19 protein-coding genes are annotated in these 18,961 nt (G+C 41.0%); 7 read left to right on the top strand and 12 right to left on the bottom strand.

The annotated features are described in order from the left end of the window. Positions 1-46 precede the first annotated feature (46 nt). A complete protein-coding gene (locus tag NIES592_RS10110) occupies positions 47-2,200 on the top strand; it encodes a polyribonucleotide nucleotidyltransferase (RefSeq protein WP_073555669.1) in 2,154 nt (717 codons plus the stop codon). Positions 2,201-2,369: 169 nt separating this feature from the next. Here NIES592_RS10110 and NIES592_RS10105 read toward each other — a convergent pair whose 3' ends face one another. From NIES592_RS10105 to NIES592_RS10080, 6 genes are all read right to left on the bottom strand, one after another. Further along, the gene (locus NIES592_RS10105; protein WP_073555668.1) at positions 2,370-3,410 is read right to left on the bottom strand and encodes an HlyD family secretion protein; all 1,041 of its coding nucleotides are present in this window, start codon (positions 3,408-3,410) and stop codon (positions 2,370-2,372) included. A 277-nt stretch (positions 3,411-3,687) separates the two neighbouring features. Further along, entirely contained in the window at positions 3,688-4,476 is a 789-nt protein-coding gene (locus tag NIES592_RS10100) for an ABC transporter permease (protein WP_062248260.1), read from the bottom strand. Between the two features lie 75 nt (positions 4,477-4,551). Next, complete coding sequence (locus NIES592_RS10095) at positions 4,552-5,538, bottom strand: ABC transporter ATP-binding protein (RefSeq protein WP_062248262.1); 987 nt, start codon at positions 5,536-5,538, stop codon at positions 4,552-4,554. Positions 5,539-5,705: 167 nt separating this feature from the next. Further along, the gene (locus NIES592_RS10090) at positions 5,706-7,349 is read right to left on the bottom strand and encodes an ABC1 kinase family protein (RefSeq protein WP_009456836.1); all 1,644 of its coding nucleotides are present in this window, start codon (positions 7,347-7,349) and stop codon (positions 5,706-5,708) included. Positions 7,350-7,691: 342 nt separating this feature from the next. Continuing rightward, a complete protein-coding gene (locus NIES592_RS10085) occupies positions 7,692-7,964 on the bottom strand; it encodes a GlsB/YeaQ/YmgE family stress response membrane protein (protein ID WP_062248266.1) in 273 nt (90 codons plus the stop codon). Positions 7,965-8,483: 519 nt separating this feature from the next. Continuing rightward, on the bottom strand, positions 8,484-8,975 hold the full coding sequence (locus tag NIES592_RS10080; RefSeq protein WP_073555667.1) for a hypothetical protein: 492 nt from the start codon (positions 8,973-8,975) through the stop codon (positions 8,484-8,486). Between the two features lie 146 nt (positions 8,976-9,121). Between NIES592_RS10080 and NIES592_RS10075 the strand changes: the two genes are divergently transcribed. Further along, complete coding sequence (locus NIES592_RS10075; RefSeq protein WP_009456833.1) at positions 9,122-9,538, top strand: COG3650 family protein; 417 nt, start codon at positions 9,122-9,124, stop codon at positions 9,536-9,538. A gap of 446 nt (positions 9,539-9,984) precedes the next feature. Here NIES592_RS10075 and NIES592_RS26245 read toward each other — a convergent pair whose 3' ends face one another. Continuing rightward, positions 9,985-10,341, bottom strand: coding sequence for a hypothetical protein (locus tag NIES592_RS26245; protein ID WP_062248272.1), 357 nt, complete (start codon positions 10,339-10,341; stop codon positions 9,985-9,987). Positions 10,342-10,432: 91 nt separating this feature from the next. On the opposite strand from NIES592_RS26245, the gene NIES592_RS10060 reads away from it, so the two are divergent. Beyond that, positions 10,433-11,050 carry a nitroreductase family protein gene (locus NIES592_RS10060; protein ID WP_073555666.1) on the top strand — a complete coding sequence of 206 codons (618 nt, stop codon included), beginning with the start codon at positions 10,433-10,435 and terminating at the stop codon, positions 11,048-11,050. A gap of 57 nt (positions 11,051-11,107) precedes the next feature. On the opposite strand, the gene NIES592_RS10055 is transcribed toward NIES592_RS10060, so the two are convergent. Both NIES592_RS10055 and NIES592_RS10050 read right to left on the bottom strand, forming a co-directional pair. Next, complete coding sequence (locus NIES592_RS10055; protein WP_073555665.1) at positions 11,108-11,971, bottom strand: DUF6671 family protein; 864 nt, start codon at positions 11,969-11,971, stop codon at positions 11,108-11,110. A 193-nt stretch (positions 11,972-12,164) separates the two neighbouring features. Further along, positions 12,165-14,105, bottom strand: a complete 1,941-nt coding sequence (locus NIES592_RS10050; RefSeq protein WP_073555664.1) for a protein phosphatase 2C domain-containing protein — start codon at positions 14,103-14,105, stop codon at positions 12,165-12,167. Positions 14,106-14,302: 197 nt separating this feature from the next. Here NIES592_RS10050 and NIES592_RS10045 point away from each other — a divergent pair, with 197 nt between their 5' ends. Further along, on the top strand, positions 14,303-14,761 hold the full coding sequence (locus tag NIES592_RS10045; protein WP_062248280.1) for an NfeD family protein: 459 nt from the start codon (positions 14,303-14,305) through the stop codon (positions 14,759-14,761). 131 nt (positions 14,762-14,892) lie between these two features. Further along, on the top strand, positions 14,893-15,900 hold the full coding sequence (locus tag NIES592_RS10040; protein WP_073555663.1) for an SPFH domain-containing protein: 1,008 nt from the start codon (positions 14,893-14,895) through the stop codon (positions 15,898-15,900). Between the two features lie 54 nt (positions 15,901-15,954). Here NIES592_RS10040 and NIES592_RS10035 read toward each other — a convergent pair whose 3' ends face one another. Then, the gene (locus NIES592_RS10035; RefSeq protein WP_009456819.1) at positions 15,955-16,353 is read right to left on the bottom strand and encodes a Fur family transcriptional regulator; all 399 of its coding nucleotides are present in this window, start codon (positions 16,351-16,353) and stop codon (positions 15,955-15,957) included. Between the two features lie 143 nt (positions 16,354-16,496). Between NIES592_RS10035 and purS the strand changes: the two genes are divergently transcribed. Continuing rightward, positions 16,497-16,775 (top strand): phosphoribosylformylglycinamidine synthase subunit PurS, encoded by a 279-nt coding sequence (gene purS, locus NIES592_RS10030; protein WP_009456818.1) that lies wholly within the window; start codon positions 16,497-16,499, stop codon positions 16,773-16,775. Positions 16,776-16,999: 224 nt separating this feature from the next. Continuing rightward, entirely contained in the window at positions 17,000-17,680 is a 681-nt protein-coding gene (gene purQ / locus NIES592_RS10025; RefSeq protein WP_073555662.1) for a phosphoribosylformylglycinamidine synthase subunit PurQ, read from the top strand. Positions 17,681-17,854: 174 nt separating this feature from the next. Here purQ and NIES592_RS10020 read toward each other — a convergent pair whose 3' ends face one another. Then, positions 17,855-18,505: an ImmA/IrrE family metallo-endopeptidase gene (locus NIES592_RS10020; RefSeq protein ID WP_073555661.1), complete on the bottom strand. Its 651-nt coding sequence runs from the start codon at positions 18,503-18,505 to the stop codon at positions 17,855-17,857. After that, positions 18,502-18,858 (bottom strand): helix-turn-helix domain-containing protein, encoded by a 357-nt coding sequence (locus NIES592_RS10015; protein ID WP_009456814.1) that lies wholly within the window; start codon positions 18,856-18,858, stop codon positions 18,502-18,504. Before NIES592_RS10015 ends, NIES592_RS10020 begins: the two co-directional genes overlap by 4 nt. Positions 18,859-18,961 lie beyond the last annotated feature (103 nt).

Genomic DNA, 18,961 nt, shown 5'->3' with positions numbered 1-18,961 from the left:
TTGCCACAGAGAGAGAATAGCGAGCATAGTAAGGAAAAAAAACTGAATGGGAGAATTTGAGAAGTCAATATCCTTCGATGGACGGGATATTCGACTGAAGGTGGGTCTACTAGCACCCCAGGCTGGTGGATCGGTGTTGATACAATCTGGGGATACGGCAGTTCTAGTTACAGCTACGCGCTCAGCAGCCAGAGAAGGCGTCGATTTTCTGCCCCTCACCGTGGATTACGAAGAAAGATTATACGCAGCAGGTAGAATCCCTGGAGGATTATTGCGACGCGAAGGTCGTCCGCCAGAGAAAGCAATTCTCACTAGTCGTCTGATTGACCGCCCTTTGCGTCCTTTGTTTCCATCTTGGTTACGGGATGATCTGCAAATTGTAGCGTTGACTCTTTCTATGGACGAGCTAGTACCGCCAGATGTGCTAGCTGTGACTGGTGCTTCTATTGCCACCTTAATGGCAAAGATTCCCTTTAATGGGCCTATGGCAGCCGTGCGCGTCGGTCTGGTGGGTGATGATTTTATTATTAACCCCACCTATGCAGAAATCGAAGCTGGAGACCTGGATTTAGTCGTAGCAGGTTCGCCGGATGGTGTAATTATGGTGGAAGCGGGAGCTAATCAGCTGCCCGAACGAGATATTATTGAGGCGATCGAATTTGGTTATGAAGCTGTGCAGGATTTAATTCGAGCGCAGCAAGATTTAATTGCGGAACTGGGGTTAGAAATAGTCCATGAAGCACCACCAGAAGCAGATCAATCACTGAGTAACTTTATCAGCGATCGCGCTACAGAGGAAATCAAGAAAATCCTCTCGCAATTTGATTTGGATAAAACCCAACGAGATAATGCCTTAGATGCTGTCAAAGAATCAATCGCAGCTGCGATCGCCGAACTACCAGAAGAAGATCCAATTCGAGTTGCCGCAATCGGTGATGCCAAGGCATTAGACAACACTTTCAAAGATATTACTAAAAAGCTGATGCGCCGTCAGATCATCGAAGATAATGTTCGAGTCGATGGTCGTAAGCTAGATGAAGTTCGTCCTGTTTCCTGTGCTGTTGGTTTATTACCCAAGCGGGTTCATGGCAGCGGCTTATTCAACCGGGGTCTAACCCAAGTATTATCTGCTTGTACTCTTGGTACACCAGGTGATGTGCAATTCTTAAACGATGACTTGCAACAAGACCAGCAAAAGCGCTACATGCACCATTACAACTTCCCGCCGTTCTCCGTTGGCGAAACCAAACCTCTGCGCGCGCCGGGACGTCGGGAAATTGGACACGGAGCGCTGGCAGAGAGATCAATATTACCAGTGCTACCACCAAAAGAACAATTCCCCTACGTAATTCGGGTAGTATCGGAAGTACTTTCTTCCAATGGTTCGACTTCGATGGGTTCGGTGTGTGGTTCCACTCTGGCTTTAATGGATGCAGGTGTGCCAATTACCAAACCTGTTAGTGGTGCAGCTATGGGTTTGATCAAAGAAGGCGATGAAGTCCGAGTCTTGACGGATATTCAAGGCATCGAAGACTTTTTGGGTGATATGGACTTCAAAGTTGCAGGGACAGACAGTGGGATTACTGCCTTGCAAATGGATATGAAAATCAGTGGTTTGTCTTTGGAGATCATTTCTCAAGCTATCCACCAAGCTAGAGCCGCACGGTTGCATATTCTAGAGAAAATGCTCGAGACTATTGACAAACCACGCACAGAAATGTCACCCTATGCCCCACGTCTGTTAACGCTCAAGATTGATCAAGACATGATTGGTCTAGTGATCGGGCCGGGAGGTAAGACAATCAAGGGTATTACTGAGGAAACAGGTGCTAAAATTGACATTGAAGATGATGGCACTGTCACCATTTCTGCTGTGGATGAAAACAAGGCCAAGAGAGCTAAAGGCATCATTCAAGGCATGACGCGCAAACTGAATGAGGGTGATGTTTACGTAGGTAGAGTGACGCGAATTATACCTATTGGTGCTTTTGTGGAGTTTCTGCCGGGTAAAGAAGGCATGATCCACATTTCTCAACTAGCTGACTACCGTGTCGGTAAGGTTGAAGATGAAGTTGCAGTTGGTGATGAAGTGATCGTCAAAGTGCGTGAAATTGACAACAAGGGTAGAATCAATCTTACTCGCTTAGGCATTCATCCCGAGCAAGCAGCAGCTGCGCGCGAACAAGCAACCTCAAAGTAAAGGCAGGAGGTTTGGTAGTGAGCGTTATAGAACCTTAGTTAAGGACTAAAGTCCTGGCTAAAAATGAAACACAACTAATTCAAATTCACTGGTTATGGATTGAGAGCAAATCTCAAATCCATAATTGCAGTAGCGATCGCCAGAGCAATAAGCGATCGCTTTGTATTATTCAGTTCGGAATTACTGTTACAACTGCTGACATACCAGGAGTAATTCGCGATTCATAACCTTTAATACTCGTCGGCTCAAACGTAATCTTTACAGGAATTCTGCGTACATTGTTGGTGAGGGCAGAATTATTTGTGTCATTGTTTTGTGGCATCAAGGCAATGCTATCAACTTTACCTGCAAAGTTGCGACTAGGAAAAGCAGCTATTTTAATGTCTGCCTTTTGTCCTGGTTGTATCTTTTCTAACTGGTTTTCTGGAAAGTTACCAATAATCCAAGGATTTGGTTGTACCACAGTGAAAAGAGTTTGGCCAGGTTCGACCCGTTGTCCTACTTGGACATTTTTATTACCAATTTTTCCAGGAACTAGAGCATTAATATTGGTGTAGGATAGCTGAAGTTCAGCTTTTTTAACCTCTGCCTGCTTCTGAGCGACTGTAGCCAATGCGGTTTTATACTGTTGTTCGTTGATATCTCTTTGTTGAGTCGCCTGTGCTTGGAGCAAATTCTGTCTGGCTTGGGTATTGTTGTCTAACGCAGATAGCTGCGGTACTGTAACAGGAACTGGGACATTCCTAATTTTTTTCTCTGCCAAAGCTGCTTGCTGTTTGGCTAACTCTAAAGATGCTTTGGCTTGAGCTAGAGATACTTGATAATCTTGAGGATCAAGTTTTACTAACAGCGTTCCCGGAGTAACTACTTGGTTCTCGTTGACAGCAATTTGGCTAACTATCCCTGAGATGCGAGAAGTAACAGGATAAATGTCTGCGGTAACATAGGCATTATCGGTTTGGGGAAATCTTTGAGCATATTGCCATTGACGGTATGCGTAAATTCCTGAGGCGATCGCTCCTGCACCTAAAATTACTCCTACTACCACTATAGGCAGCAGACGACTCCGAGATAGAGGCACTTTTGTTTTAACATTACCGTTTGATGCAGCAGGAGTGATAGCTGTAACCTCTTGTTCCACAACTGGAGTTTTTTGCTCCTCCAATCCTGTAGCTTGTTGTGTGTGTTGTACAGAATCTAAACGTTCCATCAGCCACCCTCTATTAAGCAATGATTGAAGATTTATTATTAAAAACTGACAAATATACACAAGTACCTTTGGCACAAGGTGCTAGGAGCAAAGTTTATTTTATTATAGGCTTTTGCCTTCTTTTTTTACTTTGATATTTATTTCTGTAGTGCTTGATTAACAACTTATACCAAATTGAGATAAGTGTAATTTTTGATTTATCTGGAATAACTGTAAAAGTAAAGAATTTTCAATCAAAAAATATAAAGTTGGTATTAAGCGATCGCCTGATAGTAATTCATGCTCCCATTCCTGAATAACGCTTCAATCCCTGTCGCCATAACCAACGATTTAGACCCAAAAACAACACAATCCAACCAATCATTGATAACAGCCCCTGTGTCAAATTTACAGGTATCCCTACCAAAATACTGGCAGGAAAATTAATTAAATAGGGAAAAGGAGTCAAGAGTACCACCGTCCGGACTGGCTCCGGGAAAACCTCTAAAGGGGCAATCATCCCAGACAAAAATAAAAAGAACAAAAACCAGAAATTTTCTATAGCGCTGGCTCTTTCTGTCCAAAAGGAAAATATAGAAAAAGTGTGTTGAATGACGAAACGCAAAATAAAAGCTAATATCACTACAAAACTAAACAATAACAGAGTTCCTAAACTTGGTATCCAAAATGCTTGGGGATACAGGATAAAAAACAATCCTAATAATAGAATTGTGAACGGGATACGGGCAGCTCTTTCACTAACATGAGCAGCAACGTGATGCCATACTGGATCAATTGGTTGTAACAACCGGTTAGAAAGTTTACCTTCTACTACTTCCCTTTCCACCTCCCAAATTACCCATACAACTGTGAATTGTCTGACAAGAAAAACAGCCAAAAAGTAACGAGCAAAATCCACAGGTGTTAAACCAAATTGTCCGCCTTGAGCAGCTTGTATCCAAACTCCCATCAAGATAATAGGTAAAGAACCAGCTAACACCCATAAAATTAGTTCTGCTCGGTATTCCACCATATAAGCGTAGTACACAGACAGAAAAGTTAATGTTGTTTTGATTAGTCTTTTCATCATTAGTTAATTGTTAGTAGTTATTAGTTAGTGGTTAGTAGTTAGTTTTGAAAAAGTACCACTAACCAGTATCTACTAACTACTCACCACTCCTGCTTGAAATACTCTACCAATTACTTCTTCTACTGGTGGTTCAGTCACCTTTAAATCAATCACATCCAAATCTGCTAAAATCCGCGAGACGGTGCGTGTTAGTTCTTCTTGCTGTACCATAAAACACACCATCCTTCCGTCTAACTTTTGGACATCACCGTAGAACATGAGTCTTTGTTTAGATAGAGGTTGTGTTAATTCCACATGTACCTCTCGATAAGGTGCAAATTTTTCCAACAGTCCATCTAAACTACCGTCATACATCAACTTACCTTGGTGAATTAATAATACCCGTTGACACAGAGCGGTAATATCTGCCATGTAGTGACTCGTCAACAATACTGTGGCTTGATAACGCTGATTATATTCTCGTAAAAAATCGCGCACTCCCACCTGAGCATTGACATCTAGTCCTAAAGTTGGTTCATCTAAAAACAGCACTAGGGGACGGTGCAAAAGTGCTGCCAAAATTTCTGCTTTCATGCGCTCACCTAAAGACAGCTTGCGTACTGGTTGGTTAAGCTTACCTTCTAGAGAGAGCATTTCGCTGAGTTCGTCGACTCGCTTACGAAACTCGCGATCGCTAATATTGTAAACAGCAGCGTTAATTTTCAGAGAATCTATGGCTGGCAAATCCCAAATTAGTTGCTGCTTTTGTCCCATTACTAAGGTTATTTTTTGCAAAAATGCTTCTTGGCGACGAAACGGGACATGTCCAGCGACTTTCACTAAACCGCTAGAAGGATGAATTAATCCTGTGAGCATTTTCAGTGTAGTGGTTTTTCCTGCACCATTCGGTCCTAAAAACCCTACCACTTCACCCGCCTCTATTTCAAAGGAAACATCTTGAACTGCTTTAATTTGGCGGTAGGTGCGACGAAAAAAGTGGGTAATTGTTCCAGCAATACCTGGTTCTTTAACAGCAACAGGATAAACTTTGCTCAAATTTTGAGCTTCAATGATTGGCATAGGGTAGTTAGTAGATAGTAGTTAGTAGTCACTAGTTAGTAGTTAGTAGTTGTTAGGGGAGGATTTTGATAGATAGGTCATGATTAAAGCTTATTAATTGGGTAGCTAAACCAGCCCCTTATTGATTTTTACTACTAACCACTAACCACTAACTACTAACAATATTTTTAACGTAAACGTCCTGATCGCAAAATACTAATAATCAGCCACAAACCTAACAAGCTCGCAGTAGCAAATAACACATTGCTTAATAGAGAAAACCCTGGTGTTCTCGCATTACTAGAAATAATTGCTGCTCCCATGATTAGTGAACCTACTAGGATGCTAAAAGAAAGCCGATTGGCAGCATCATCGGTGGTACGGCGCAAGCTATCTAGACCACGTATATTTAAATTCCACTGTAATGTCTCCGATGTGACTCGATCTAGCAGAAATTCTATTTGTCGGGGAGATTGTAAAGACAGGCTTTTAAGATCCAAAGCAGTCCTTAGGAGCGATCGCACAGGTGTTTGTCCAAACAGATGACGACGGAATAAATCTGTAATCAATGGTTGAATTTCATCTATAAAATTTAGCTCTGGATTGAATAACCTGGCCACTCCCTCTAAATTCGCTAGGGTTTTAGCATACAAACCCATATTACTAGGTAAACGAATTTTATTATTACGGGCAACTTGGAGCAGTTCATAAATGATCTGACTGAAATTCATTTGCGACAAGCTCAAATTATAGTACTTTCGCAGCATTCGGTCATAATCATTTTCCAGACGAGACAAAATCACTGGTTCCTCGGAATCTGCTAGCTGTAAAGTTAACTGAGCGCACCGTCGAGCATCCAAATCGACTATTGCCAGTAACATTTCTGTTAAAATCTGCTGTGTACGCGGATCGAGTCGCCCCATCATACCGCAGTCAATTAGAGCTATGCGTCCATCTTTGAGATAGAAAATATTCCCTGGATGCGGATCGGCGTGAAAAAATCCGTCTATATACAACTGTTGAAAGAAAGCACGAAATAACAAGCTAGTAACTTCTTGACGTTCGACTGCTGGAGTTTTGCCGTTTTGGTTATTCAAATCAGCCGCCAATAATGGTACGCCATCTAACCATTCCATTACTAGTAATTTTTGTGTGGTCAAATCCCAATAAATTTTGGCGACTACAATTTGATTGGGATCAAACCAGCGGCTTACAGATAAATTCTGTCGTAGTTCATCCGTATAACTAGCTTCTCGTGTAAAATCTAACTCTGCCTCCAGCGCCTTGATAAACTCATCGGCGATAGATTTGATCTCGTAGCTTTGACCAAATTCAGTACGCGCTACTAAATCAGCAATACCTTGAATCAGAGCAATATCTCTGGCAACAGTAACATCAATTCCTGGACGTTGCACTTTCAAAGCAACTTCTCGACCATCTTTGAGGGTAGCGCGATGTGTTTGAGCAATAGAACCAGCTGCTACTGGTACAGGATTAATTGTTGTAAAGGTTTGCTCTAGAGGCTGTTTGAGTTGTTGACGAATCAGTACTTCTACTTCTGACCAAGAAACTGGTGGGACTTCATCTTGTAGCGTTGATAGTTCTTCGATATAAGATGCACTTAGTAAATCAGGGCGGGTAGAAAGTAGTTGACCCAACTTAACATACACAGGCCCCAAATCTACCAAGATATTTTTCAAAACTGCTGGTGTCGGTAACTGAGGCTCGTCAGCTTTACCGCCTGTGAGCAACCTCCGCATGTAGTCCCAGCCATGACGGAAAAGAACTTCAATGATTTCTCGTTGACGAGGAACAGTTTGAGTAAGAAACATAATTTTAATAAATTGCTATTAAGTAGAAGGAAAAAATTGTCTGACGTTTACTTATACTCACCTTCAAAAATGTAACAAAGAGTGGAAAAGTAATATAGCCGTACATTGATCAAAATAACAAAAAAGTTATAGTGGCTTTCTGCATCAGCAAGTTATAGTTGTTCCAACAGTTAATCATGTCAAAAGCCAAGACTGCTATCTTCCCACTGGAAGATTAACACTCAGATAACAATAGCGCTAGCCTCACTACAGGCTAGCGCTAATATTTTTGTATGAATCAGGGATAAAAATACTTAAATCTGCTCCCTGAAGTTTACTATAAATTGATTACGACTTTGTTAACTAGATAGTACTGCGGCGAGTTAACAAGTTCCACACGAAAACAGCGATAAGTGCGCCAATCACTGCCACTATAATACCTGTAATACTGAGGGTAGGAGCAGTTAGGGCAAAGGTTCCCGTGCTTAATAACATGCCTAAACTACCACCGACAAAAGCACCAATTATTCCTAAGATGAGTGTTCCCAAAATGCCGCCACCTTGATGACCGGGGTAGATAGCTTTAGCAATAGCACCAGCTATTAGACCTAAAACAATCCAAGCAAGAATGTTCATTGTTGTTAATTTGGTAAACGTTTTTCAGTAACACGTATACATTAGCAATTCTGAACTTGGCACCAAATCTGTCAGTGGCATTAATTATTAATAGCCACAAGGCATAGTTAATGTAAAGGAACCAAATTCACTACAAAATTAAAGTTTATTCTTAGTAATAAATATTGGAAGCGGTTCAAATCTTCACTTAATTATGAGTATTTCTATATTTTGTATCTTCCTAATTACTTAAATATATATCATTCCTTTTGATAGATATATAGCAATCCTGTTTGATTTGTGAGAATCGCAATGCCCAGAACCACGACTTTTTGGAGATGTCGGGGATCTTATCTGTCGAATTGGGTAGAAAGTAAGAAAAGCCCCTAGCACCTATAAGACTAGAGGCTAAAAAAATTCTTGCTTGGTAATTGCAGTATATGCATTTTTAATGACCTGTATACCTCTACTTGAAGAATTAAACTACGAACCCCAACCTACTCAATTTAAGGTTTTTGGCTCTAACTAAACCGTATCGCTTTATAAGCCACCGCGATCGCGTTCAAGGTCATAAATAACTTTATCAGCATACCAGTCGGCTGTTTTGTTGGGAAACTTGAACTGTGCTTGAGTAAAAAGCCGCTTGGCTGCTTCTCTATCATCATGCAAGAGAGTCAGAAGTCTCCTTTGCAGTTTGCGACTAGCTTGATCAAAGCTAATGACACCAGCCTTTTGACCCGTAAATGAACCACTATCTGTAGTACTTCCCTGGCGATTTCCTCTTTCTTTTAAAGCTACACCAATTGCTACACCACCGACAGCAGCTGCTACTAACCAGAGTGTAGGTTGGTTATCTTGTTGTGTTACTACCGTAGGATTTGGAGAACTAGAATCTGCAAGCTGTGGGATTGGTTGTTCAACTTGCAGTGCAATCGTGGGTGCTAACTGAACTGCTAAAAGACTAGATACAACCCCAGTCGCCAAAACTTTCAAAGCATCTACAGACTTGTGAACAGAAAAAGTGTGAAACATCTCCTAGAAAGGAAACTCAAAAATTATTATTATTATTCCTATACTGATATTTTGAGCGATCGCGATGACAGCAGTGTGTCAATTGTCTGAAAATAGTGCGATCGCCTATGTATACATAATCGGGTGTAGTTATAAATTCTTGTTAAATGAAAAAAATTTTAATCTTTTCTATTATTGCTTTTGTAGTTTGTAGTAGCGCAATTACAGTTGCTTCCCAATTGCATAGCAACAATATACTGGCTCAAAATACTACCAACACAGAAGAGTTTATTGCTCGGGGTACGGAACCATTTTGGAGTGTGACAGTATCTAAGAAGAATGGAATTGTCTACTCAACACCAGAAAATCGTAAACTCACCTTTCCCTACGTTACACCATTGCAGGCATCAGGGCGTCCAAAAGATTTGCTCAGAGTGTATCGATTGCGGGGTAAAACTAATAATACACTGATCATCAAAAAAGAAGATGCTTGTAGCGATGGCATGTCAGACATACAGTATCCTTACTCAGCGACTCTCATCCTGGGTAATACAGTTTTGGAAGGTTGTGCAGAGAGAAAATGATGTTTCAAATCCATTGAGTATCGAATGCATCTTGGCCTGTACCATAAATTAAGTCGCCATACTCTTGCCAACTAGCTACTTCTTGTGCAGAGAGTAGAGGAGTATGTAGAACAGTCAGATTTGCCTCTAATTGCTGTCTGGTTTTTGGAGCAGTGAGTGCTAGATGTGTCGCAGGATTTTATAGCACATAGCGGTAACAATCTGCTGCTGTCCTGCTAAACCGAGAATACTTGCTTTTTCTCCTACTTGTGTTGTTAGCTTCATTGCTTTCGTGGATAGCTTACAGCTTTGCATAAAAAAACGCAGAGGGACGCAAAGTCAGTGCAGAGGTTCGCAGAGTTTTTACCACCAAGCCAAAATTTATCTGCGTCCATCTGTGTCCATCTGTGTGCATCGGTGTTCGATATAAAATATAACCTTTGTCACAACACAAATTCAATTGACGGTCATTGATCACAATTAGCACTGATATCACTATTGACAAAAGCAGCAAGCACATCAGTATCAATATTAATGTTACCACCGATAATATTACTGCCTGTGGCATTGGTGGTAATGCAGTTGTTATTACCTAATATAAGGTCATGCGATCGCAGTGTGATATTACCCGTACCGCCTTTAGTATCTGCGCTAATTTTGGCTTGGTTCATTAAGGTGTTACCGTCTTTGGTGACGTTGGAGTTGTTTGGTAAAGTGCGATCGCCAGTAATTTGAGCAAGGGCATAATTTGCAGAGAAAATGTGGGTAATAGCGATCGCTACACCCAAAAACTGATTCCAACGACTACTCCTAAAACCAGTCATTTTCTCTCCCTAGCTCCATAGCAGTAGTATCAGTATTGAGTACTATCTAGGATATCAAAGTCAAAGTATTGATTTTATAGGATAGTAAACTATGGAAAAGCCTGCTAATTCGCAATATCCAATTCATCAGTTGCTACAAAAACGCTGGAGTCCTCTGGCATTTTCTCAACAACAAGTTGAAAAAGAAAAGCTTTGCAGTTTACTAGAAGCTGCGCGCTGGGCTGCTTCTTCTTATAATGAACAACCTTGGCATTTTATTGTGGCGACTCAAGAAAATCCCGAAGAATTTAAACATTTGCTGAGTTGTCTAGCGGAAGGAAATCAAGTCTGGGCGAAACATGCACCTGTTTTGATGCTGTCGGTAGCAAAACTTTACTTTGAGAAAAATCACACTGAAAACCGCCATGCATTTCATGATGTCGGTGCAGCAGCTTGTAGTTTAGCAATTGAAGCAACTTCTCTCGGTTTATTCATCCACCAAATGGCAGGATTTGATGTGTCTAAGGCACGGGAGTTGTACAATATCCCTGAAGGCTATGAACCAGTAGCAGCGATCGCAATTGGGTATCCAGGTGAACCGGAAGTGCTGCCTGAAAAGTACCAGCAGCGTGAGTTTGCTCCCCGTCAGCGCAAACCTTTAGAAACTTTTGTGTTCACTGGTAGTTGGGGAAAGACTTCGCCTGTGATTGCGCTTGATGAAGCAAAGTAATGTCTGATGTGAATTGTTGCTATGGCAATAATACCTATCAGAGATTATACTTTGGTATTAGGGGTTGCAATAATTACAATTCACTGGTTCGGCGTATTCACTTCCATCTGGAAATAATTCTTCTTGAGTGAAACCACATTTTTGACATTGATATATGACTGCGCGAGTTAGAGAAGTCGGCATGTAGCATAAAGCACATGGCAACCCCCTAATTCTGCTTGTAATTGCAAAACCTGGCATAGAACATTCTGGACAGCAGCTATTAATTTTTCTTAATAAATCACGCGTGGCTTTTTCAATATTTTTCATGCGTGTAGGGTTATGCATTGCCCGCATATCTGTTTCCAGATGTGCTTTGCCAGTGGGTGAATTTTTCAAAACAAAATTTACAGCTTCTATGAGTTTTTCTTCGGAAGTAATTCCTTTAATTACTTTAGTTTTATCATTTGGTAATTCGTCAAACATGACCACTAAACCATGTTCAGGAAAACCAACTTTTTGAGCAAATTGAAAAGCTTGCTCAACACTCTCCACAACTAAATGATTATGATTAGTGTTTGCAGATAATTCTTCACCAACAATTTCTAAATTATGTATTTGATCCAATAAAAGAACAACTTCGCGATTGCTAGAAATAAACGGAATTTCAGGGTGAGGGCCAAAACTACCTTCACTCGCGATCGCTAAACTTTCACCAGTTAATTCTAAAGCTTTTTTTGCTTTCAATCTCGCAGCTTCAACTTGATTTCCTGGACGTTTCACTTCTCTTGTAAACGTACCAAAAACATCAGTATCAAAATCCTCCGGTACTACCACCTTCATTCGTAATTCTGCTTCCAAAATTGGAGCAATTACTCTTTCTTTTTGATGTTTAGTAGCAAGTACAGCAATTCTGTTGTTAAATAACGCCTGCTTTAACATTGCTTACCTCATGATTATAAAATCAAGGTGCGTCACCTTGCCTCCAGGCACGCCAAATTAACACTCAGTCTCCAACGGAAGATTTCTCTGTGTCCCTTGAAAAAGCTATCATAGATCTCCTGCCTGAATCCTAAAATCTACGCCTGATTTTTAATTCCTTGCCCTTGAAAGCCACGTCCCCATCTCTGTTGTCCTACTTTCGGGGTAGACACAGTTGTTGCACTCTTTGGGGAAGTCGTCTACACATTTGCTGCAACGTTTGTGGCTGCCATTGTTGCCAAGCAAATAATCCTACTGTTGCACCTCCTAGCAACAAAGCCAGTAATCTCAGCAGTAAAACCAAAGGTTTACGCTGACGTTGGGTTGTATTAGAAGTTTCCCTGATTGGTGAAATGTCTAACTCCAGCAATACTTGTGAACTTTCTGCTAACTCAGATTCTTCTAGTTGTGGTTCTTCTGGGACAATTTCTACTTGTTTTTCTTCGACAACTTCTATTTGCAATTTCTTTTGAGTAACTGGAACCAAATAATCTGGAAAAAGGCGATAATGGGCAAGCACTACAGATACATTGTCATAACCATTTTTCTGATTTGCCAGTTTAATCCAAGCATGAACTGCCTCTTCTAAAGTCAGTTCCCCTGTGAATACTGGTACAGAGTAATCTCGCCAAGCTTGTTCTACTAAATTATTGTCACTCAAGCCATCGGAACACAACAATAATATACCGTCTTCTTCCAAAATAAAGCGCTGAACCAAAGGACGAAGTAATTCACCATGTTTTGTTCCTAAAGCTTGGGTGAGGGCAGTAGCATCTGGGCGTTGCAACGCCTGGCGATAGAGACTGCGGGCATGGCATACTTCCCGTGTTGCTACATCATCATCAACTGTGAGTAGCTGGCAGTAGTTACGGGTAATCCAGTAAGCACGACTATCACCCACATTAACTAAATAAAGTTCGTGGGCATTGTCTGATTGCCACCCAGCAGTAGTTTGAATGCGTTGCGGGATTTGGGCAGCCATAACAATGGTTGTAGCCATGCGTTGAGTGCCTGTACGTTTTTGTTCGTCATTGCAATTGCAAATAATGTTGTTGATTACCCGTAAACTCGCTTCTAACTGTTGTTGCAATAAATCTGGCGGTACAATCTCGGCTTGTTCGGTAACTTCTTGTAATAAAGCCCGAATTTGCAGTTTCACTGACTGTACTGCTAATTGACTGGCAACTTCACCGCCTTCATGCCCACCAATACCATCGCAAACGATCGCTACTCGTGGTAATAATGAATCGGCGATCGCATTGTTGTCATGAGGATAGCAAGTATCTTCATTTTGTATCAGTGCTTCTGGTCCTTTATCGGTTGCACCTGCTACTTTGATGCTTAAAGGTAATTCCGCCGCAGACGCCAATAATAAACCATTCAGTTGAGCAGCAATATCTTTTAACTCTGCCTCACCACTACACATTTGTTGGACTATTTTTTGCAAGTCTCTTGCAACTTGGCTTTTGGCAGTAACTACCAAAGGCTGCCAACACTCTCCCAAATGCTTTATACTTGGCTGCCCTGACTGTTGAAGTTGTAACAACCGCACACACCAACCTTGCACCCTTAAATTATTTGGTATTAGCAAACTAGTTGCTACTCCCAGTTCTGACAAAGGCTGCCACAATTGCAGAATTTGCCATAGCCAATAAACTTGTCTAACTGCCGTTGCTTGCTGCCATGCTTTTGTTAATGCTGAGTAAAGGTTTCCTGCTTCATCTATAGGCACATTTTCCAGCAAGAGAATATCATCTGCTGCTTCTGTTTGAGAACGAACAAATCCATAAACCTGAGGTAAGTGTAACCGTTGTTGATGTAACCGCAGGTAAGGAATAATTTCTTTTGGTATTGTGCCAGGTATGTCTGGTAACTTTCCTGGTTGAGTATCCAGCCAAATCCGAGGTGCAATCACCTCATATCTATCAGCTACTTTTTCTCCTTGCAAAATTGTACCTGCTGATGAGCCAATTACCCAAAGATAGCGATGAATCAGGGGAGTTTGACAATTTGCACAAACACGGTTATCCACAGGGTTGGTTGGGTGAGTACAGATAGGATTAGGACAATTAATGATCCGTTGAGTCGAAATCATGCAAGTGTAAATATCTAGGTAAATTGATAGGTGAAGTTCGATTAAATTGAGCTGCCAAAAATTGAAATGTTAGACTAGACTAGATTTACTGGTTTACTTTTAACACTAGTTAATTAAAAGTTGAAAATTTTTACGTAAAAAATTTTAGTACATCACAGTAGAAATAATTAAATAAATATAATGTTTAGGATGGCGCTATGCCAATTTCTACCGCAATGTGGTTGTCGAGTTCTACCCTCATCTGGCTGCTGGTAGGAGCAGGTTTGTGCTTAATAGAACTGTTTTTGCCAACGGCTTTTGTAGCTTTGATGATGGGAATTAGCGCCTTTGTAGTGGCGCTACTATCTCCAGTGATTTTAGGAAAATTATGGCTGCAATTAGTGGTTTGGCTACTGCTTTGTGTGGTGCTAATTGTGCTTTCTCGTCGTTTAGTGACACCAGTGCGAGGCAAGTCCAAACTTCAGGATGCAACCACTGCTGAAACTTTAACAGAAATACCACCTGGAAAAGCAGGAAGAGTATTATACGAAGGCAACTCTTGGCGGGCGCGGTGTTACGATGATCATTTAGCGATCGCACCTAATCAAAGAGTATATGTAGTCAGGCGCGAAGGGACAACTCTAATTGTCATGCCGGAATATTCTTCAATTCAATAGTTAGTGGTTGTTAGTTGTTTGTTGGTGGTTAGTAATCACTGAACATTTAACAGTAGTTAATAAAATTTGATAACTGATAACTGATAACTGATTTATTCATGCCAACTTACTTAAAATTTAGGAGATAAATCATGGAACCTTTGTTTTTTCTTATAAGTTTAGTTTTAGGTGGTTCTGTAGTTGCAGGCTCTGTAAAAGTAGTCAATCAGGGTAATGAAGCTTTGGTTGAACGCTTAGGTAGCTACAATAAAAAGTTAGAACCAGGACTGAACTTTGTTGTTCCTTTCGTGGATAGAATTGTCTTCCGTGAAACTATCCGAGAAAAAGTTTTAGACATTCCCCCACAACAATGCATTACTCGCGATAACGTCAAAATTACCGTTGATGCAGTAGTTTATTGGCGCATCGTCGATATGGAAAAAGCTTATTACAAAGTTGAAAATCTCCAAGCCGCGATGGTGAATTTGGTGATGACACAAATTCGTGCGGAAATGGGCAAACTAGAACTAGATGAAACCTTTACCGCTCGTTCAGAAGTAAATGAACTTTTATTGCGAGATTTGGATATTGCTACCGATCCTTGGGGCGTAAAGGTAACGCGGGTAGAACTAAGAGACATTCTTCCATCCCAAGAAGTGCAGCAGTCGATGGAATTGCAAATGTCGGCGGAAAGACGTAAAAGAGCAGCAATTTTAACTTCTGAAGGTGAACGAGAATCAGCTATTAACAGTGCCAGAGGTAAAGCAGAAGCACAAGTTCTAGAGGCTGAAGCCCGTCAAAAAGCAGTGATTTTGGAAGCAGAAGCTCAACAAAAAGCCCTAATTCTCAAAGCCCAAGCCGAACGCCAGCAACAAGTTCTCAAAGCCCAAGCCATTGCTGAGTCTGCGGAATTGATCGCCCAAAAGATTAAAACCAACCCCACAGCGCCCAAAGCCTTAGAAGTTCTGTTTGCCTTGGGCTATTTAGATATGGGCACAATTATCGGTAAAAGCGATAGTAGCAAAGTCATGTTTATAGATCCGCGCACAATTCCTGCTACCCTAGAGGGCATACGCTCCATTGTTTCAGATGTGCCAACAGATTCTAACCAGATTTTGGACAACCAGACGTCAAACATAAATACAAATGGTCTTGGCTGAAATAATTCCGAACAGGGTACAACTCACCAGATTCCCTAATCCAATATCGGGTAACTATTCCATCGCAGCTTGAGCCATATGGCATTGTTTACACAAACCAAAAAACTCTAAGGTATGGTAAAAGATTTTAAAATTATGGGTGACTTGCAATTGTGTTTCTAGTTCATGGACTGGACACTGATTAATGGGAATCGAAGTGCCACATTGCAGACAGGTGAGATGATGCTTATCTTGCTGCGCTAAGCTATAAAGAGCTTCACCGTTAGCCAATGTCCGCACTTGCACCATACCTTCCAGTTTTAAGGCTTCTAGAGAGCGGTAAACTGTTGCCAAACCCATACTTTGGTCGCGGTTACGCAGTTCCACGTAAATATCTTGGGCAGAAATACCTTGTTTGATGGATTTGAGAAGATTCAGAATCCGCTCTTGGCTGCGGGTACGTATAACTTTCATAGACACTATCTTGAAAATGGGAGCAAGGGTAAAGCTATGTCTTGGCTAACTCATAGCTTAACGCTGATAACTTGTAATCTTTATTGTCGCTGAAGTACAACATAAAGATATAGTATGAGCGTAGCAGCATTCAGCGAAAGTCAGTGCAAAGAAAGTATCGAGCCAAAATTTTTGTCACACTCCGTCCTTCAGTTTTAGATCCTGCTGGTGTAGCAGTGCAATCTGGGCTGAAACAGTTGGGATACAAGAACGTGGAACAAGTGCGGATTGGTAAGTATATAGAAGTCACCCTGATTTCACCAGATGAAAATTCTGCGCGTCAAAATCTGGATCAGATATGTGATCAAATGTTAGCAAATCCAGTAATTGAAAATTATCGCTTTGAGTTGATAGAAGTGGAATCACAGACGGGAGTGATTTAACAGTAATCAGTAATCAGTTATCAGTTATCAGTTATCAAATTATATTAATCCTTGTGGCTGGTATTGTTCACTGTTTCCTCATGACTAATACCTTTTCAGAAAATTTTGATACAAATCTTCCTCAAATCTCCCCATTCTGTTTGTTTCCTACCGCTGCCAAATGTATCAAACTTGTAGTGAAACGGTATAACTATTAACCTCTATCTACCAACTCTTGACTAAAAATGAAATTTGGTATTGTTGTTTTTCCAGGTTCTAATTGCGATCGCGATGTTGCTTACGTTACCAGGGACATCTTAAAGCAACCAACTCGCATGGTTTGGCATCAAGATACGGATATTGCCGATTTAGATGTGATTATTCTCCCTGGTGGATTTAGCTATGGCGATTATCTGCGCTGTGGTGCGATCGCTCGTTTCTCACCCGTGATGCAGCAAGTCATCGAACATGCACAAAAAGGTAAATTTGTCCTCGGTATTTGTAATGGTTTTCAAGTATTAACTGAAGCAGGACTCTTACCAGGAGCCTTGACAAGAAATCGGGATTTGCATTTTATTTGCGATCGTTCTCCCTTGAAAGTCGAACGCAATGATTTAGATTGGACACAAGCTTACTCTAGTGGTGAAATTATCACTTTACCGATTGCCCACGGAGAAGGACGATTTTATGCAGATAGACCGACATTAGCAGAACTAGAAGATAACGGTCAAATAGTGTTCCGTTACCAGGGTGAGAACCCGAACGGCTCGCTGAAAAACATCGCCGGTATTTGCAATGCTATAGGTAATGTCTTAGGGATGATGCCCCACCCAGAAAGGGCAGCAGATCCCGCCCTTGGTGGTACAGATGGGTTGAAGTTGTTTGCTGGTTTGTTAGAAAAAGCAGTCGTAGCAGCAGGAGTTTAGTACATCAGTACAAATTTAAGCCTAACGGATGAAGCGACGGTAAATCCTGCTGCTATTGAGCGTCCGCAAGAACCGGATGAGCAAGAGTAGGATTTGGCAAATTTTCAGTACAGGCGCACAGCTAGTTGTGCGCTATTACACAACAGTTATTCTCAAAAAAATATTCAGATCCAATTATTTTTTACACATAGGCGCAGCCTTTCCTAAGTAAATTGTCTTATCAGCCGGATGAAGGATAATCCAATTTAGCTGTTTTAGACGAGTTGTCAGATTAGATATTGTTACACCTAAATCCTTTTGCATTGCATAAAGGTGAGACCATTTAGTTAAATCACGTTCTGCTACCATTTGTTCCAGAATATAACGAGGCATTAGCAAATAACTAGCAAAACTTTGAGCTTGCCGTTCCATTTTTTGTAATTGACCAGTAACAGCACGACACAAAAAAGGTTGCATATCTATTTCAATACTCTGTTCTATTCGTTCTTCAAACTTACCAGCAGCCTTCTGATCAATATGTAGTTCCCAATGTCCTAATTCATGGGCTACTGTTGATTCTTCAAACCCTTTGGGGAGTTGTAAAATATCCTCATTGATTTCAATCAAATGTTCCAACGGCAGAATCCTTGCTGCTATTTTTCCTTCAGCATCAGGCGGTATCCTATCCCAGACAACATCCAACCCTAGAAACTCGGCCACACGAGTTGCATCTAAAGGCCATTTGGGAATATATTTAGGCGTTTCCTGCATCCGTTTAAGAATGTCATTGGCTCTAGCCTCAATTTCTTCGTCAGGAATATAGCGATACGGCTTAATGATGCTCAACCTTGCTTCTCCTCATTTTCTGGTTGTGTAGCTTCTCGAAAGATTCTTTTCGCAAAATCAGGATTTTCCTGCATCCGACGAAACAGAGCAGGCATTATCTTGTAATGTCGTTTGATAAAATCCTCGTCACGCTGGGGAATACGCCCAACCAAAAAGATTAACTCCTCCTCGTCCAAATCTAGGTTCTGTGCTAAAGACCGAATAACATCTTCTTTGGGAGGATAGTCTGCACGATCATTCTCCAACTTAGAAAGATAAGTGAAATCTAGCCCTATTAGTTTTGCTAGCTCACGCTGACTTAATCCCTTATCTTTACGGGCTTGACGAATAAGCTGACCAAAACTCTGACTCACTTTTTTTCCTGCTTAACTAAACATCATAATAGCGTGTTGACTAAAAAATCAATACGCGCTAGTCTGGTGTTGAATAAAAAATCAACATTTCTAAGTTTAAAGG

Source organism: Fischerella major NIES-592, from assembly GCF_001904645.1.
Lineage (GTDB): Bacteria > Cyanobacteriota > Cyanobacteriia > Cyanobacteriales > Nostocaceae > Fischerella > Fischerella thermalis.
The sequence above is the reverse complement of the archived record's forward strand: the minus strand, read 5'-3'. Positions and strand labels throughout refer to the sequence as shown.

Excerpts from the sequence above, each read along its gene's own strand:
- NIES592_RS10110 (WP_073555669.1), top strand. The coding sequence starts at position 47 with ATGGGAGAATTTGAGAAGTCAATATCCTTCGATGGACGGGATATTCGA.
- NIES592_RS10105 (WP_073555668.1), bottom strand. The coding sequence starts at position 3,410 with ATGGAACGTTTAGATTCTGTACAACACACACAACAAGCTACAGGATTG.
- NIES592_RS10100 (WP_062248260.1), bottom strand. The coding sequence starts at position 4,476 with ATGAAAAGACTAATCAAAACAACATTAACTTTTCTGTCTGTGTACTAC.
- NIES592_RS10095 (WP_062248262.1), bottom strand. The coding sequence starts at position 5,538 with ATGCCAATCATTGAAGCTCAAAATTTGAGCAAAGTTTATCCTGTTGCT.
- NIES592_RS10090 (WP_009456836.1), bottom strand. The coding sequence starts at position 7,349 with ATGTTTCTTACTCAAACTGTTCCTCGTCAACGAGAAATCATTGAAGTT.
- NIES592_RS10085 (WP_062248266.1), bottom strand. The coding sequence starts at position 7,964 with ATGAACATTCTTGCTTGGATTGTTTTAGGTCTAATAGCTGGTGCTATT.
- NIES592_RS10080 (WP_073555667.1), bottom strand. The coding sequence starts at position 8,975 with ATGTTTCACACTTTTTCTGTTCACAAGTCTGTAGATGCTTTGAAAGTT.
- NIES592_RS10075 (WP_009456833.1), top strand. The coding sequence starts at position 9,122 with ATGAAAAAAATTTTAATCTTTTCTATTATTGCTTTTGTAGTTTGTAGT.
- NIES592_RS26245 (WP_062248272.1), bottom strand. The coding sequence starts at position 10,341 with ATGACTGGTTTTAGGAGTAGTCGTTGGAATCAGTTTTTGGGTGTAGCG.
- NIES592_RS10060 (WP_073555666.1), top strand. The coding sequence starts at position 10,433 with ATGGAAAAGCCTGCTAATTCGCAATATCCAATTCATCAGTTGCTACAA.
- NIES592_RS10055 (WP_073555665.1), bottom strand. The coding sequence starts at position 11,971 with ATGTTAAAGCAGGCGTTATTTAACAACAGAATTGCTGTACTTGCTACT.
- NIES592_RS10050 (WP_073555664.1), bottom strand. The coding sequence starts at position 14,105 with ATGATTTCGACTCAACGGATCATTAATTGTCCTAATCCTATCTGTACT.
- NIES592_RS10045 (WP_062248280.1), top strand. The coding sequence starts at position 14,303 with ATGCCAATTTCTACCGCAATGTGGTTGTCGAGTTCTACCCTCATCTGG.
- NIES592_RS10040 (WP_073555663.1), top strand. The coding sequence starts at position 14,893 with ATGGAACCTTTGTTTTTTCTTATAAGTTTAGTTTTAGGTGGTTCTGTA.
- NIES592_RS10035 (WP_009456819.1), bottom strand. The coding sequence starts at position 16,353 with ATGAAAGTTATACGTACCCGCAGCCAAGAGCGGATTCTGAATCTTCTC.
- purQ (WP_073555662.1), top strand. The coding sequence starts at position 17,000 with ATGAAATTTGGTATTGTTGTTTTTCCAGGTTCTAATTGCGATCGCGAT.